Below are 16,172 nucleotides of genomic sequence, written 5' to 3'. Positions count from 1 at the left end.
TTAATAAATAGGTTTTATTTTGAGAAAATTATTCATTTCATGCGCGCCATTGTTTCCTACTAATTCTGGTTATAAACAGTCTGTGCTTGGTCGTATTTACGAAGCAAAATTAGAAGGGCATGAAGTATTTGTGATCGGATTGAGTAATGAGTCAGCTGTTGATGAGCAAAATAGTCTGCCATATTTTATTGAAAATGATAGTGTCGTCGATTTAAGAAATACCTATGCTAGATCATGGTTTTTTGAATTATCTAATTTAATTTCATTAAAGCCAAGATATGCTTCATTGTTTGGAGTGAAACAGTTTAAGCAGAAGGTAAGTGCAATCATTGATGAGTTCAATCCTGAAGAAATTATTGCTGAATCACTTTGGGCTATTGAAGCTGTTCCTAGTGCTTCGTTAAGTAAAACAACGTTAGTTTCGCATGATGTCGTAAGTGAATTTTTATCTGAGATGCAGGGGACAACCAAAGATTGGAAGCGTAAGTTTTTATTTTGGTTGGATAGGTGTAAATTACCATTTTATGAAAAAAAGATCTTTAATCAAAGAATTAAAGGGTACTTATTTTTGACAATAGAGGATATGAATTGGTATAGAGGAAGATTCGAATTAGATAAAGTGAATGTTACATCGAATCATCTTTTTGTTAATCCAGTAATTCGTAATGTTAACTTTGAGGTGCCATTTTTATTGTTCCCTGGTAGCGTCGAGTTTTCGCAAAATAAGCAGGCATTAACGTGGTATGTTGAGCAAGTACTTCCTTTATTATGCGAGGCAGGAACCAGCCCATTAAAGGTTATTGTTACTGGAAAAGTTAGTTCTAAGAACGAGCAGTTTTTTTCTGGATATCAGAATATTTCATTTTCAAATGAAATTAGTAGGGATGAGTTAGACCAACTTTACGCAAGCTGCCTATGTGTTTTATCGCCAATCATTTCAGGAACTGGGATTAAAATTAAAATTCTTGAGGCTACACAAAGGGGTATACCTGTGGTGGCGACCAAAATGTCTTCTAAAGGCATTTTTTCTGAGAATTGCTTTGTTGCAGACGATAATACACCGGAGCAATTTGCAAAAGTTTTATATGCATGTATATCTAAACAATACATGCATGAGGTCCAATAAATGCTTTGGCTTTTTTTTGTGCCATTTATATATTTATGTGTATTAGCTTGCCTCGTAAATTTAGATAAGAAGTATACGAATTTTTACCTTGCCCTTATTTTTCTGCTACTATCTTTTTTTGCAGGTTTAAGGAGCGTAGACGCAGATTATGCTGTGTACGCAGATATTTTTAATGAAATACCTTATATAAATACTTTTTCGTTATCTACCACAACAGATATTCATGGAGAGATTGGCTTTTTATTTTTTGGCTCTATTGTTAAAAGCTTAGGCCTAGGGTTTGAGTCATTTGTCTTTCTATGTGCTTTAGTTTCTGTTTCTTTAGTTGTTTTATCTGCTAAAAAATTAAGTTATAACCCTGTGCTTTCTCTGCTTTTTTACTTTAGCCACGTTTTCTTATTAAGGGAAATGATTCAGATTAGAGCTGCTTTGGCGGTTGCTATTGTTTTATTTTCTTTTTCAATATCAATTTCCGTGTGGAAAAGGGTTGTATTTATTTTATTTTCAACTTTGTTTCATAGCGGGGCTATTATTATTATTCCATTTTATCTCTTGTTAAGAAAGACGGTGTTTAAATGGGATGTATTTTTATTAATCTTTGGTGTCTCTTTACTTGCAAGTAATGTTGGAGTAGCTAAACCTCTGATTCACCTTTTGACAAATGTTGGTTTATTACCACAAGCTGTTGCAAATTATGTTGAATGGGATTTGTATAATTATCATTTGTCTACATTTACAAATCCTGTGGTATGGAAAGCGGTTATTGTTTTATATTTTTTGAGGAATTTTGATCGAACCCAGCTTGGTGATTCTTTGTATGTGATTCGTAATATCTATGCTAGTGGCCTCATTTTTATGTTGCTATTTAGTGATTTTGCCATTATTGCAGGAAGAATTTCAACATTTCTATTTTTTGGGGAAATTATGTTGATTTCCTGGGCGTTCCTGTATAAAAATAGAAAATTTTCAGCAGTTTTGTTAGTTGTATTGCTGTCATTAATGCAGTTAACTTTAAATTTGTATGTTAATGAGTCTCATCAGGGCTATCAGCTTATTTTGTTGAAAGGATGATCTGTGATAAAAGTCGGGGTGGTTGTTTCTGCGCTGGAGAACAGAGGTCCCGTGAATGTTATTCGCGCTCAATTCTCTTGTAAGCACAGCGATGTGTCTTTTTTTGTTTTTTGTTTGTCGAATAAAATTGATAAAAATATTGTTGATGAATTTTTGGAGTTTGGGGTTAAGGTTATTATTCTCGATGGTGAGAGTTTAATAACTAAGGCTTATTCATTGAGGCAGTATATTAATAAAATGGGAGTTAATATAATTCACTCTCACGGCACTCCAGCTGATTTATGCTCGGCATTTAGCTTTAGTAAAGTTAAAAAATTTACTACCGTACATAACTGTTTGCTGGCAGATTTTATACCTTTGTTTGGGCCTCTTAAAGGCGGGTTGGTTTTTATATTACAAATGATTGCGTTTGCTTTTATTAAAAATAGAGTTGCTTGCTCAAAGTCCGTTGGAAATGTTCTTGATAGTTGGCATATTAAAAATACTGTTATCTCAAATGGCGTTAATCAGAAAGTCTATACTTCTGCTAGCCCTGAAGAAAAAATTTTAATCAAGAGTAAGTATCATATTAAGAATAGTGGCTTAGTTTATTTGTATTGTGGTAGCTTTATTAGACGGAAAAATGTTGACTTTTTATTAAGAAGTGTTCAGTTGAACGAAAATGATGTTTTTATCTTTGTTGGGGATGGCCCTTTATTAAATGAGTGCAAAAAAATTGTATTAAATGATGCGAGATATGTTTTTTTGGGTCAACTTGATTCATGTTTGGATTTATATAAAGTTGCTGATTATTTTGCCTCAGCATCCTTCTCTGAGGGACTTCCTTTGGCTGTAATGGAGGCTTATTCTTGTGGTGCCAAATTGATATTAAGTGATATACCGCCACATAAGGAAATTTTAGAGATGGCATCAAAAGGTTCCGTTGCTATATTTTCAAATGATGTGCTTATTAAATTAAATGTTAGCAACCTTTTTTTAGATAACCATGTTGTTCTTAATTCTTGTGTGTTCTCAGCTGCTGAAATGTCGAAAAAATATAGTGATTTATATTTAAGAGCTTGATTTATATAGTAGGATTAATAAATTGCATAAAAAAACACATGGTTTCACTAATAATCTTCCTCGTTTTGCTGTTTTGTTGGCTTCCTTTAATGGGATGAAGTACATTGAAAATCAAATTGATTCAATTGTTAAGCAGGTATGTGTCGATGTAACAATTTTTGTTAGTGATGATTTTTCGATAGATGGAACTTGGGAGTGGTTACAAAATAACCGGTCACAAAATATAAAATTGCTGTCACGAACTACAAAGTTTGGAAGTGCTGGTGCTAATTTTTTTAGATTGATTAATGATGTTTCATTAGAAAAATTCGATTATGTAGCTTTTTGTGATCAGGATGATATTTGGTTTGAAGACAAGTTGATACGTGCAGTAAATGCAATTGAAGAGTATAGCTGCAATGCATATTCTAGTAATGTAACGGCTTTTTGGCCTGATGGAAATGAAGTATTAATTAATAAAGCCCAGCCTCTAAAGAAATGGGATTATTTCTTTGAGGCAGCAGGGCCTGGATGTACATATGTTCTCCAATCTAATGTAGTTAAGATGTTAGCTCAAGCAATCAATAAAAACTTAGCGGCAGTAAAAAGAATTGAACTTCATGATTGGCTTATCTATGCTTGGATACGTAGTCATAACTTGAAATGGTTTATTGACCCTGTGCCGAGTATGAATTATAGGCAGCACTCTAATAATGTTGTTGGTGTAAATAACGGGGTTGCAGCTGCAAAAGTAAGGCTTGCAAAAATGTTAAATGGTTGGTATTCAAAGCAAATTTTATTAATTGCATCTGTTATTGATATGGCTGATTCCCAACCCGCTTGTTGGATTCGTAATCCAACTTTTATGAATAAAATTAAATTATTAAAAAGTACCTCATCATGTAGACGACGATTTCGTGATCAATTAGCTTTTTTAGTATATGTTATTGCTCTTTAGAGTTTGAAATTTTTAAATCGTTCTCACTAGGTCCCCCATGCTCTATCTCATCCTCGCATTCCTCACCTCTGTCATCGTCACCATGCTCGTGATCCGTTTTGATCACTTGCATAGCCATATCTCAGGTGACCATGATTTAGGTGGGGTGCAGAAGTTTCATGCGCATTCTGTGCCGCGGATTGGTGGGCTTTCTATCATGATGGGGATGCTGGCGGTTTTATTGGCTGGGGCGGTTAAGGAAACACAGTGGTTTACGCAATTTGCTTTGCTGATTGTGGCTAGTTTACCTGCTTTTTTAGGTGGATTAATTGAGGATTTGACTAAAAAGGTAGGGGTGTTAATGCGGCTGGGCTTAACCATGCTGGCGGCATTATTAGGGTATTTTCTATTGGGCGCGGGAATTGTTCGTTTAGATGTGCCTTATATTGATCTGATTATGCAGTTTACTGTTGTTTCATTGTTTTTTACCATGTTTGCAGTGGCGGGCGTGGCAAATGCTTTTAATATTATTGATGGTTTTAATGGCCTGTCTGCCGTTGTGGCGATGATGATTTTTGCTGGTCTGGGCTATGTTTCTTTTGCTTTAAATGACTGGTTTTTAGTGATTGCCAATATGGGCATGATTGGCGCCTGTCTTGGGTTTTTGCTCTGGAATTACCCACGGGGTTTAATCTTTTTGGGGGATGGCGGGGCGTATTTTGTTGGCTTTATGATTGCTGAGTTGTCAGTGTTGTTAATGGCACGGCATCCTAATGTTTCTATCTGGTTTCCATTTTTGCTCTGTATTTATCCGGTATTTGAAACGCTGTTCACTATTTATCGTCGTAAATTTGTGAAGGGTGTTTCACCTGGCCTGCCGGATGGTATTCATTTGCATACGCTGATTTATAAACGTGTAGTGCGTTTGCAATTGGGTGAGGATGTGGCGCGGTATAAGGTGCAACGCAATGCTTTAACGGCACCTTATTTATGGGCTCTATCATCTTTTGCAGCTATTCCAGCCGTTGTTTTTTGGGAAAGTCCATATATATTATTAGGTTTTGTTTTGTTGTTTATTGCCAGTTATATTTTGCTGTATAAAATGATTGTTAATTTTAAAATCCCACAATGGATGGTCATTAACAAAGACAGCTAGTATAGCAAGCTTGATATTGGAAGGGGAGGGGAAGGCAAGATGCTTTCCTCTTTGGTTTTTATTACGTGCATACCTTTTGTAATTTCTTTTTTGTAGTTTTTAGCCAAGCTTTGCCAGCATAGTTCGTTTTTTATATATTCAGCAGTCTTTCTTGTTATTTGATCTAATTTTATATCTTCTATATTTAGTGTATTTTTTATTGTTTCAGTCAAATTTGTTGTTTTTATATAATGCACCCCCGCCTCAAATCTCGTTCCCCTCACGCCAAATTCTGTACTGATAATTGGCAGGCCGGCTGCTGCATATTCAATTAGTTTTAAATTGGATCCGGATCCATTTAGCATTGGGTTTAATGCAGTCGAGGCAATTTTAAGCCAGAGTTGTTTTTCTGCCTGGCTTACCACTCCTAAAAATCTTACATTTTCCGGGATGTTTTTTTTCTTAAAAGCATCTGCTACGCTGCCCAGAATAATATATTGCAGCGATAAATCCTGCTCTGCGGCGATCAGTATTTGCTCTGCTGCTTCTATATTAGGGCCGTGATTGCTGCCCATAAAAAGCGATATATTATTTTTGGGCTCCAGCCCCATTTGTATGCGTATTTCTTTGCGGCCAGCCTGGTCCAGGTACTTAATATTTTGGGTGTCAGCGCCATTGGCAATGATGCTGAACTGATGATCAGGGATTTGATACAGGGCTTGCATACGCAGGCTGTCTTCATTGCTGCAGCAAATTATATGCTGTGCGCCTATGGCGCATTGGGATTCTAATTCTTTGATTTTTTGCGCTTCATTAGGGTGCTGCTGATATATTTGCGCTTTAAGGTCGGCTTCTACATTATGTGCTTCATAGAGCCATTGCTTCACGCCAGCCTGTATCATTGCCGGATATGCATAAGGATGGCTGCAGATCACAAGGCTAGCCCATGGGGCACGGCGTTTAATCTCGGCTTGCCATTCTGGTAATAACTCAGGATGTGCGGCGGCCAGCCAATCAACGCAGGATATATTTAATCTTTTTTCTTCAGTGCTTAATTTCTTTCTAAACTCATCACCTACCGGTATTAAGACTTCAACAAAGTGCTCATTTAAGTTTCTGCTTTTAATGACTTTGGTATTGAAGTCTAAATTAAGTATTTCTACCGAATAGCCAAGCATTGATAGCTCTGAATACAGATGATAAAGCCTTGCCTGCCCGCCACTGACAACGGGATAGATGGGGTAGGTATTCAGTACCAATATTCTGGGCTGATATTGTGTGTTTTTATTTAAAAGCTCTTTTACTAATGCAGGCCAGTTTATATCTTTTACAGTGTTATATGCTTGCTGGCCAAGCTGATAGCTAAGTGAAGGATTATCGCAGAGTTGTTTAATTGCTTTTGCTATCTCATCACAGTCTGGTTTTATAATAAAGCCATTTTCCATGTGCCTGATTAATTCTGTGGCACCTCCGCTATCTGTGCAGCTTAATACCGCTTTGCCTGCAATCATGGCCTCATAGCTGATCAGGCCAAAGTCTTCGTGCTCGGGAATAAAAGGCACAAAAAGTGCATTGGCATATTCTTGTGCTAATTGCTGCTCGGATATATGCCCAAGCAGGGTAATTGCAGCATCGGGGGGGATCAGTTTTTGTAATTCATTGCTTTGTGGGCCTGTGCCTGCAATTCTTAAAGGCGTTTTAACTCCTGATTTGCAATAGGCTTTAATCAGCAGATCAATTCGCTTGGGTGCATCAAGGCGGCTGGCGGTAAAAATGGCTGGTGGGATGTGCGCATCGGCTATGACACCAGCCTGGGGCAATGAGCTTGGATGGTAAAGCACATCAGGTTTAATACCTTCAGGAAAATATTCTTTGCGATTAGCAACTTCATTGGCAATCGCTGTATAGCGAAGAATTTGTCCGGGAGCCAAGGCGACAGCATCAAAAAAATGAATAATCGCACGTAACAGCGGGCCGGGCAGAGCAATATCTTGCAGGCTTAGTATTTGTAATTCTTTGATGCGTTTTAATTCTGCAAAGCATTCGGCAAGATGGGTTCTGCTTGGTTTATTTATACTTAGCAGTTGGCATAGAGCAGGTAATTTTTGTGCTAAATGGTCAATATTTTTTGTTAAATGTGCGGGATAAGTATCGTATAAACCGCGCAGTGTATGCTGCATAAATAGAATATGCCGGGGGTGGGAAACCATCCATGCCGGGTATTTAGTGCTGATGACTAAATCAAAATGATTCAGATCCAGCTCAGCAAAGTTCTGATAGCTTTGAATAATGGCCCAAAAGTCATGCTCCGGGCTGGGCAATTTAATCAGCTCTGCCGTTATGTTTTCCTGCTGGTTTAATGTCAGCCACAGGCCTTTCCAGATGTTTTCTGCGCCGCCCCAAATAAAGGGTACTCCGCTGGGTGCAATAATCACAACTTTCAATTAGGTCTCCAATAATTGGCTGACTACCTTATCCCAGCTTATTCCAAATTTGGGCCATGCTGCTTTTGCTGCCTTGCCCATTTCTTCTGCTTTATTGGGATATTGGCTGATCCAGTTTAATACTGTGGCAATGCTTTCGGGTGAGGGCGGAATAATCCAACCTGTATGCTCATGCTCAATAAATTCTAAAGGGCCGCCTGAATCTGTACAACTGATAACCGGCTTGCCGGAGAGCATGGCTTCGTGGGTGATATAGCCATAGTCTTCATCAAATGGAGCAAAGAAAACAGCACTACAGTGGGCGTAATAGGCTATTTTTTGTGCTTCACTGATTGCTCCCAGCATTCTTACTCTTTCATTTAAACCCAGCTGATTAATTAATTGTTTTAACGATTCTGATTGCCCGCCAGCACCTGCAATCACAACAGGTAAAGATTTGGGAGCCAGTGCAAGTGCTTTGATTAATAAATCCTGGCGCTTTAGTGTTTCAATCCGGCTAGGGCAAAAAATATAGCCCAGATTTTCAGCCGGATGAAAAGCCTGATATGCGGGCGGAGGATGGTAAAGAGCGCTGGCATTTAAATCATTATATTGATAAAGCCGCTCTGCCACGCGTTTGGAATTAGCAAAAAGCTGGTGGCATTGTTTTAACGATTCCTGATCAAACTGCCCGATTGCATATTTAAAAGGCGCTGAAGCGGTTTTGTTTTCTTCATATAACTCATATACGGCCCTGTGCTGATGCATAATCCAGGCGGTGTGCTTATTATGCTGTATGCCATAACATGGAAATTGCAGGCTGATCAGCCGGTCAATCCGGTAGCCATTGGGCTGATTTAAATCTAATTTTTTGCACCACTGCATTAAATCCAGAATGGATTGTTCTGGAGTAAAGGTAAAAGGCAGCCTGAGTATTTCTACATGGCAGCCTGCTGCAACTAATGCATTTGCTGTGCCCTGGATATGGTAATCAGCACCGCCATGCAAAAACGGGGTTATATTTGCAGCAAGCATTACACGCATTGAATACTCCTTGCAGCTGATTTAATTTGATTTCACTCTGTATTCCATTTGCTTATCGTTTTGCGATCAGTGCGTAATCCTGGGGGCCACAAAGATGCCCGTTAACACGTTCTGTTAATAAATCATGGCCAGGTACTTTGGCTGATTCAGGATAAGGGTTTAATCTTAAAATCTCACAATCTTTAAAACCATGATATTCAGCCAGAAATTGCAGGCTGCTTGGGGTAACAGGGTTTTTGTGGCTGAAGTCATGGTAGAAGGTGTGGCTGCCTACCAGTGCGTTTTCTGGATTGGGTGTTTCTAAAATCAAAAGACCACCGGGCAGCAGTGCACGATATGATTCTTTTATCAGCTTAAATAAAATATCAAAAGGCAGATGTTCAACCACGTGAAATGAACTGATTGCCCCTAGTGATTGCTCCGGCAGGCTGCATAAATAATCCAGTGCATCAGCATGAACTACGCTCAGCCCCATATCCCGGCAATGGCGTATCATTTCTTCGCTCTGATCTACTCCCTGCGCTTTTAAGCCTTTATGGCTAATCAGATTAATCCACTCCCCTCTGCCCATCCCAATATCCAACAGGGGAGCCTGGCTGGTTTTAAGAAATGGTTCTACATAGGGAATATATTTTTCCAGCTTTGCTTTAATTTCATCTTCTGGCCCTCTGAATTTTGATTCAAATGCCAGGTAATATGCATCAATAGCGGGGTCTGCAGCCAGTGTGAGTGGGGTAATTATTTGAGCTGTGGCAGGTTTATCTGCTGCATTACTGCTTTTTAAATGCTGCAGCATCTGCTCTTGTATATAAAGCATGGCCTGGCTGTTGCTGCTGTTTGTATTGGCCATGATTGCAATTTTTTCAGCACTATTAGCCAATGATTTTTGAGCAAGTTCAGTATTTCGGTCTAATGCTTCTTGTATGAGATGGGTATTTTTTTCCTGCTGCTGATGAATATAATCAATTTTTTCAGTCAGTTCATGGCTGATTGTGAAAAGCTGCTGATTAATAAAATCTGAATAATGAGCAAATCGCTGCTCAAGCTGTTGGCTGCTATGGGCCCTGATATCATCGCTGCTTATTGCCAGCTGCTGGCTCAGGTTAATCTGTTGGGTTTTTAGTGTGGATAAAATAACTGCTTGCCGCATTTCAAAATCATAGCTGTGTTTTGCAAGAAATGCGTTTTGTTGAATTTTATTTGAATTTATACTGCTTAATCTAATAAACGTATCATGGATTCGCCCAATTAATCCTGCGCCGCGCTTACCACTCCATATGGATAGTATTTTATTCTCTAATGCAATAAAGTAGCGGTCTATTTTATTTATTTTAATAGAATAATTTGAATGTATTGATTCGGTACTGGATAACAATTGCAAAGCAAATTTTCTAAGGCTTAAGCGGCCTGATGAAAGTAATTCATAATAATGGCCTGCGCCATCCTGATCAGGGGCCCGGCCTAAAATAGCCTGATACGAGAAAAAAATAAATAAATTGGGATTACGAATAGAGATAAGCTCTCTGAATGACTGGGGAAGCCAGAGCAGCTGACTGGATGCTGCTGTGGGTTCTATTTTATAAACAACAGGTGCTGCGGCCTGATTCAGAGCATAAGATTGAACACAGGCAATAATATCGTCTAATGTTTTCATATTAACTCACAGTATTGGGTATCAAGCCGAACAACACCTGCAAATACATGCTCAGAAATGACTGTAATTGTGGCAGCATGATCCCACCAATCATAGTTATCAGATAAATGATGGTAAGAGGAGTGCAATGCCACACTAATATTATAGCTGCCCGCAGCAAGCCTGAAATCTGGCAATTCAAAGACTACCTGATATTGGCCGCCCTGTACAAATGGCGGGGTTTTTTGTAATAAATAGGTGTTTGATCCAAATACTTCATTACCGACCCGGTCTTTAATTAAAAATCCAATAGTCAGATCGCTTATTTTTTCTAATACTTTATAGCTGACAATGATTTTTACCGGGCTGCCAGATAGCACAACTTGGGCGGCTTCATTGTGATGAAACACTTCAACAGCTATTAATTTTGCTTCGCCACTGCCAGAGCGTACGCCTTCATTAAGGCTTATTTTATTATTAGCGGTATTAGCAATCAGTGCATTATAGTAATCCAGAATTGCGGCGGGATGATCATCCGAAAGCATGATGCCCTGATCAATTAAGATAGCTCTGTCGCATAATGTTTTAACGGCTAGCGGATCATGAGAAACAAAAAGTAATGATGTGCCCTGTGCTTGAAAGTCTTTTATTCTGTCAAAGCATTTATGCTGAAAATAGGCGTCTCCTACTGACAGGGCTTCATCTACAATCAATATTTCTGGCCTGATGGCCGTTGCCACGCTAAAGGCCAGCCGCATTTGCATTCCGCTGGAATACTTTTTTAATTGCACGTCGATATATTCTCTCAGCTCAGAGAAATTAATAATTTCTTCAATTCTGTCATCTATTTCATGCCGGCTCATGCCAAGTAATTGGCCCGAAATATATACATTTTCTCTGCCGCTTAATTCTTCATGAAAGCCAATGCCAAGCTCTAAAAGTGCACCAATCCGGCCATTAACTGTTATCTCACCTTCGGTAGGGCGTAATGTCTGGCAGATCAGCTTTAATAACGTACTTTTTCCTGAGCCATTTCGGCCAACAATGGCGACAGACTCGCCGGGTTCAATTGAAAAAGAGATGTTATTCAGCGCCCATTTCTGCAGGCAATGGCTATCCATACCAAATAATGCAGCCAGTTTTTGAAGGCGGGAGGAGTACATTCGAAAACACTTGGACAGATTTTCTACTTTAATCAGCGCCATAATTACAGGTCATCCATTATTTTTTGAATATTTTTAGCATAAAAAATATAAAAAATTAAAAATAGCGCAATAGATAAAAGCAGGGCATTGAGTAACCAATTCCAGGCAAGCGGCCAATCCAGCACAACTTGCTGGCCCAGCTGGGATACCCAATAAACGGGGTTTAGGTAAATATATTGAGCCGCCCACTGGGGCAATATCTGTGGCGCGTAAACAATGGGTGTGGCCCAAAATAAAATCTGCATAAAGGCATCTACAAATTGCCCAACATCTCTGAAATAAGCATGGGCAAGCGCCAGTAAGCCAGCAATACTGAATGAAAAAAGGCTAATAACCAATATTTGTAATAAATATACGGCCAATATTTGAAAGCTAAATAAGTTTAAAGTGATTAAAAATATAAAATAAAAACCCGCTAAAACCAGACTGTTGACTAAGGCTATCGTGACGACTGAAATAAGTGGGATAATTTTTGATATATTGTTTTTTCTGAGCAAGCCAGCATTTTCTACAAGAAATAATTTTCCTCTGCCCACGATTTCTGCAAAGTATTGCCACACCAGCATGCCGCTGGTCAGGTACATGGTATAGGCATAATGGCTGTTCACTCCTGGTAATCTTGATTTCATTAAGTCTGCAAATACCAAACTGTAGGTGAGGATCATTAAAATGGGGGCAAAAAAAAGCCAGAATATACCAAGCACAGATCCACTGTATCTTGATTTAATCTCACGGCTGACCATGGCATGCAAAAGCCAGCGCCCTGCAAATATTCTTTTAATGATTTCCAAAAAAGAATCCCCAAAGATGGATTAACAGGATAGAAGAAATAATCCCTGAGGTATTGGCTAATTGATCATAGACACAACATTTTCTGCCTGCTAATGGCTGAATGACTTCGATGCTTCCTCCCATAATGAACAGCAATATAAAAATATTTATGCTGCTGATATAAGGAGTTAATAAAGAGCTCAGAATAAAATAGGCAAAAAAGTGGATAACTTTATCATTTTGTATGGGGATATATTTCTGCAGATTATAAAAAGACCCTGCAATAATAAGCAGAACAGTACTTGCAATCAGCAGGCAGATTAATAATGATTGGTCCATACATCCCTATAAGTGCTTAATGTTCTGGATGCACATCTGTCCCATGTAAAATAACTCGATCTGATTAAACCCTCGGTAATATGATCACAGGCGCATTCGGGTGATAAGGCAAGGTTGGTCATATGCTCGGCGAGACCCTCTATATCACCATTATTAAAATAGAAAGGGGCTAAGCCGCCAATTTCACCAATCGCACCTCCTGCCGTTGTAATGACAGGTGTGCCTGTGCTCATGGCTTCTAATACGGGCAAACCAAACCCTTCATAAGCAGATGGATAAACCATACACCGTGCCCCGGCTAATATCGCAGGCAGATCTTTTTCTGGTACATATTGCAGCCAGCGCACATTTTTGCTGTGCTTTATCCGGTCTAAAATTTCTTCGCATTTCCATCCAACACCTCCGACAATAATGAGGGGGAGCGATGTTTTTTTATTTTGCACCAGCATTTGATATGCAGTAAGTAAATCTTCTATTTTTTTTCTTGGCTCGATTGTGCCCAAAAATAAAAAATATTCTTTACTGGGTAAATGATATTTATCCAGAATGTTTATATTATATGATTCAGTAGAAAATTTGCTGTGGTCTACGCCGTTATAGGTAATATGCAATTTATGACTTACTTCCGGCATCCAGTGTATCAGTTCTTTTTTTACTGATTTTGAGACAACAAAAATTGCATCTGCTTTTTCTAAAGTGAGCGGTAAATGTTCACTTAAAAAGCGGACTCTTTCAATGGGATGCCATTCCGGGTTAATAATATGGGATAAATCATGTACTGTTACCAAGTAGGGGTATTGCAGTACGGTAGGAATATAATTGGGCTCATGATAAATATAGTTTTTTGCTTTAATGGTGTGAGCGCCGCGATTGGCGTGATATTTTTTCCTGAGATACGATTTAAGCGCGGGGAAGCGATTAACCATATTCCTTATTTTGGAAAGCAAAAATTCATTGTTTGTTTTCTTACTTACACGGCCAAACTGGTAGTAATCAAGATCAATATCTGTTTCAAACTGCTGCATTGCTCTGGACAAGCTGGTTGCATAGCGGCCTATTCCCGTTAATGGGGGGATCATTCCTTGTGCGGAAAACAGTATATTCATCTTGTCCATTTTTATCTTTATATATAGATGATGTTCGATTCAGATGGATAATGATTTAATTTGCACTTTCTTTTTGCTGTATTTGTCTTGCGCTCAGTGCGGGTTCATTATTAAAAAGGGCATCAATCCGTTCTGCTCCATATATAGCCGCTTTGTTTTTTTCGAGTGCAGGAATTTTCTCTGTGTACATACTGATTGTTTTTTTTACCATTTTTTCAGCCGTAAGCTCTTGTTCAAACCGATGCCGTGCGTAAAGTGCCATTTTGTTTCTCAGTACATCGTCTCCACATAATTTATTAATTGCATTTGCTAGTGCCACCGGGTCTGATGGGGGGACAAGCAGGCCTGATTTTTCGTGCTCATTGACCCATGAAACACCTGAACCTGAAATGTCGCAGGAAACAACAGGCTTAGAAAAGCTCATTGCTTCAACCTGCACGATGCCATAGGCTTCGGAGCGGTAAACAGAGGGCAGGCAGAATATATCGCAAGCTGCATAATATGATGCTAATTGCTGATCGGCGATTGTGCCTAATATTTTTATTTTATATTCCAAGCCCAGTTTTTTAATCAGATTACTGAATGTCTCTACCCCCGGCCCGCCAATCAGAACCACAATATCATTGTTGGTATATTTACACGCTTCTATCAGATAGCTGATTCCCTTATATGCTGCTGACCGGCCAATAGATAAAACAATTTTTTTGTTTTTATGCTCTGTACGTATTTTATTCACTAAATCGGAGGATACATTTTTAATTCTGTCTGCTACACCAATAGGGATAATTGATACCTTTTCCATATTTGGGGAAAGCCATTTAGATGAATCAGCATATTGTTGTGATGTTGCAACAATGCCATCTGCGCGTTTTATCAGCCAGCGCAGCCATGGTGCATAAAGCTTCAGCATATGTTTTTGTTTAACAATATCGCTGTGCCAGTGCAGGTAAACCTTACAATCCGGCCTGATCAGCCAAATAGCCAGGTTGGCCATTGGATTGGGTAAATGGATATGTATTGCATCGTATTGATGGATGCATTTATTTAACTCACTGATCAGCTTTAGCGAGATGGATGTTGAATTAATAACCGCCAATGTACCTGCTCTGATCACCTGATAGCCAGAGTTAATTAAATCAACTTTTGTTTCTGTTCCCTTATTGCTACACAGTACATCTGTTTTAACACCTTGGTTGTTCAAACCTTCGACTAAGTCAAAGGTCACAGTTTCTATTCCGCCGTACTCCGGGGGGTAGAATTTTCCAAGATGAATTATTTTCATAAATATAGCTCTTATAAGGTTGTTATTTTATTAAAGCTGCTATTTGTATTCTGTATTTGAATGGGCATGCAGAAGGGTGGTTTCTTACAAATGATGGCTCATGGCTGGGTCTTGTTGTATTGGCCTGTTGATGGCGTGGCAGAATATTTTGTTTTTTTATACTAGTAATTGAATTTAATAATTACAAGAAAATTTCCGCAGCTGTTTTCTGCGTTTTCTGTTTTTTTCTGCGTCTTTGTTTATTTTTCTTAAATTCTGATTTTGCTTAGTATTTGTTTTATAAGGTTTTTATGGCGGATAGTTAATAATCAGCATTTGGCGCTTATTGGCCGGGCTTACTGGATTATTCTGTGGTGATTTTGCCCTGCACAATGTGTTGTAAGCGCTCTGGCTCACGCACAATCAGCGTTTTTCTGTCTTTTTCTGCAATACCGGTATTCAGCAGCTGGCCAATTGCCCGGGAAACGGTTTCCCTGCTGCAATTGGTCATGCCGGCAAGTGATTGCTGAGGCGGAAGCTCAATAATTTTTAAATTACCCGGCAGTGTGCGTATCAGTGTGGTGAGCACCGTGCAAATCCGCTGATAGGGGTTTTGAATACTGAGCATGGCGCGGTTTTGCGATGAAAGCCGGACAAGATAGGCCAGTTTTTTCATTAAACGCTCGGCCAGAATGGGGTGAGAATAGATCAGCTGCAGCGCAGTATGCCGGCTCATTACCATCAGCTCGGCATCGCCAATAGAGACCACGCTGGTAGAGCGTGAACCACCATCTATCACGGCAAGCTCACCAAAGTATTCGCCTTCGTTAATGATATAGATGCACAGCTCTCTGCCATCTTCGGTTACATCAATAACTTGCAGCCGGCCTTTGATCAAAAAGAACAGTTCATCACCCAGAGAGCCTTTGGTTATCACTTGCTGGTTGCGTACTGCTGTCCTAAGCTGAGAGTCGGATGCGATGGACGCTAAAATACTTTCCGGAATTCCAGAGAAAAACTCTAAAGAATAAATGGGATGACGTGTCATAAGCATTTCCCGATGATGATTGGCCTGAGGAG

The 16,172-nt window shown here is 39.1% G+C and carries 14 protein-coding genes; 5 read left to right on the top strand and 9 right to left on the bottom strand.

All coding sequences use genetic code 11. The features are described from left to right. Nucleotides 1–49 precede the first annotated feature (49 nt). From HA050_RS07580 to HA050_RS07560, 5 genes are read left to right on the top strand one after another with little or no spacing between them, the layout of a single operon-like run. Nucleotides 50–1,126: a glycosyltransferase family 4 protein gene (locus HA050_RS07580; RefSeq protein ID WP_166824136.1), complete on the top strand. Its 1,077-nt coding sequence runs from the start codon at nucleotides 50–52 to the stop codon at nucleotides 1,124–1,126. Next, nucleotides 1,127–2,197, top strand: a complete 1,071-nt coding sequence (locus tag HA050_RS07575) for an EpsG family protein (protein WP_166824133.1) — start codon at nucleotides 1,127–1,129, stop codon at nucleotides 2,195–2,197. Between the two features lie 51 nt (nucleotides 2,198–2,248). Beyond that, complete coding sequence (locus HA050_RS07570; protein ID WP_166824130.1) at nucleotides 2,249–3,259, top strand: glycosyltransferase family 4 protein; 1,011 nt, start codon at nucleotides 2,249–2,251, stop codon at nucleotides 3,257–3,259. Nucleotides 3,260–3,281: 22 nt separating this feature from the next. Next, entirely contained in the window at nucleotides 3,282–4,196 is a 915-nt protein-coding gene (locus HA050_RS07565) for a glycosyltransferase (RefSeq protein WP_166824127.1), read from the top strand. Between the two features lie 37 nt (nucleotides 4,197–4,233). Continuing rightward, on the top strand, nucleotides 4,234–5,331 hold the full coding sequence (locus HA050_RS07560; RefSeq protein WP_166824124.1) for an MraY family glycosyltransferase: 1,098 nt from the start codon (nucleotides 4,234–4,236) through the stop codon (nucleotides 5,329–5,331). Here HA050_RS07560 and HA050_RS07555 read toward each other — a convergent pair. The 9 genes from HA050_RS07555 to HA050_RS07515 all read right to left on the bottom strand — a co-directional run bounded on the left by HA050_RS07555 (nucleotide 5,328) and on the right by HA050_RS07515 (nucleotide 16,140). Further along, a complete protein-coding gene (locus tag HA050_RS07555; RefSeq protein ID WP_308418896.1) occupies nucleotides 5,328–7,745 on the bottom strand; it encodes a glycosyltransferase family 4 protein in 2,418 nt (805 codons plus the stop codon). The genes HA050_RS07560 and HA050_RS07555 overlap by 4 nt on opposite strands. Nucleotides 7,746–7,754: 9 nt before the next feature. Continuing rightward, nucleotides 7,755–8,777 carry a glycosyltransferase family 4 protein gene (locus HA050_RS07550; RefSeq protein ID WP_166824119.1) on the bottom strand — a complete coding sequence of 341 codons (1,023 nt, stop codon included), beginning with the start codon at nucleotides 8,775–8,777 and terminating at the stop codon, nucleotides 7,755–7,757. Nucleotides 8,778–8,829: 52 nt separating this feature from the next. Beyond that, entirely contained in the window at nucleotides 8,830–10,431 is a 1,602-nt protein-coding gene (locus tag HA050_RS07545) for a methyltransferase domain-containing protein (RefSeq protein ID WP_166824117.1), read from the bottom strand. Next, nucleotides 10,428–11,573 carry an ABC transporter ATP-binding protein gene (locus HA050_RS07540; protein WP_166824115.1) on the bottom strand — a complete coding sequence of 382 codons (1,146 nt, stop codon included), beginning with the start codon at nucleotides 11,571–11,573 and terminating at the stop codon, nucleotides 10,428–10,430. The genes HA050_RS07545 and HA050_RS07540 overlap by 4 nt, the downstream gene beginning before the upstream one ends. A gap of 44 nt (nucleotides 11,574–11,617) precedes the next feature. Next, nucleotides 11,618–12,406: an ABC transporter permease gene (locus tag HA050_RS07535; RefSeq protein WP_166824113.1), complete on the bottom strand. Its 789-nt coding sequence runs from the start codon at nucleotides 12,404–12,406 to the stop codon at nucleotides 11,618–11,620. Beyond that, nucleotides 12,393–12,725, bottom strand: a complete 333-nt coding sequence (locus tag HA050_RS07530; RefSeq protein ID WP_166824111.1) for a VanZ family protein — start codon at nucleotides 12,723–12,725, stop codon at nucleotides 12,393–12,395. The genes HA050_RS07535 and HA050_RS07530 overlap by 14 nt, the downstream gene beginning before the upstream one ends. Continuing rightward, nucleotides 12,707–13,840: a glycosyltransferase family 4 protein gene (locus tag HA050_RS07525; protein WP_166824109.1), complete on the bottom strand. Its 1,134-nt coding sequence runs from the start codon at nucleotides 13,838–13,840 to the stop codon at nucleotides 12,707–12,709. The genes HA050_RS07530 and HA050_RS07525 overlap by 19 nt, the downstream gene beginning before the upstream one ends. 46 nt (nucleotides 13,841–13,886) lie before the next feature. Next, nucleotides 13,887–15,113 (bottom strand): glycosyltransferase, encoded by a 1,227-nt coding sequence (locus HA050_RS07520; protein WP_166824107.1) that lies wholly within the window; start codon nucleotides 15,111–15,113, stop codon nucleotides 13,887–13,889. A gap of 343 nt (nucleotides 15,114–15,456) precedes the next feature. Further along, nucleotides 15,457–16,140, bottom strand: coding sequence for a Crp/Fnr family transcriptional regulator (locus HA050_RS07515; RefSeq protein ID WP_166824105.1), 684 nt, complete (start codon nucleotides 16,138–16,140; stop codon nucleotides 15,457–15,459). Between the last annotated feature and the right edge of the window lie 32 nt (nucleotides 16,141–16,172).

Source organism: Iodobacter violaceini, from assembly GCF_011601265.1.
Classification (GTDB): Bacteria; Pseudomonadota; Gammaproteobacteria; order Burkholderiales; family Chitinibacteraceae; genus Iodobacter; species Iodobacter violaceini.
This window is presented reverse-complemented; position numbering and strand designations above follow the sequence as displayed.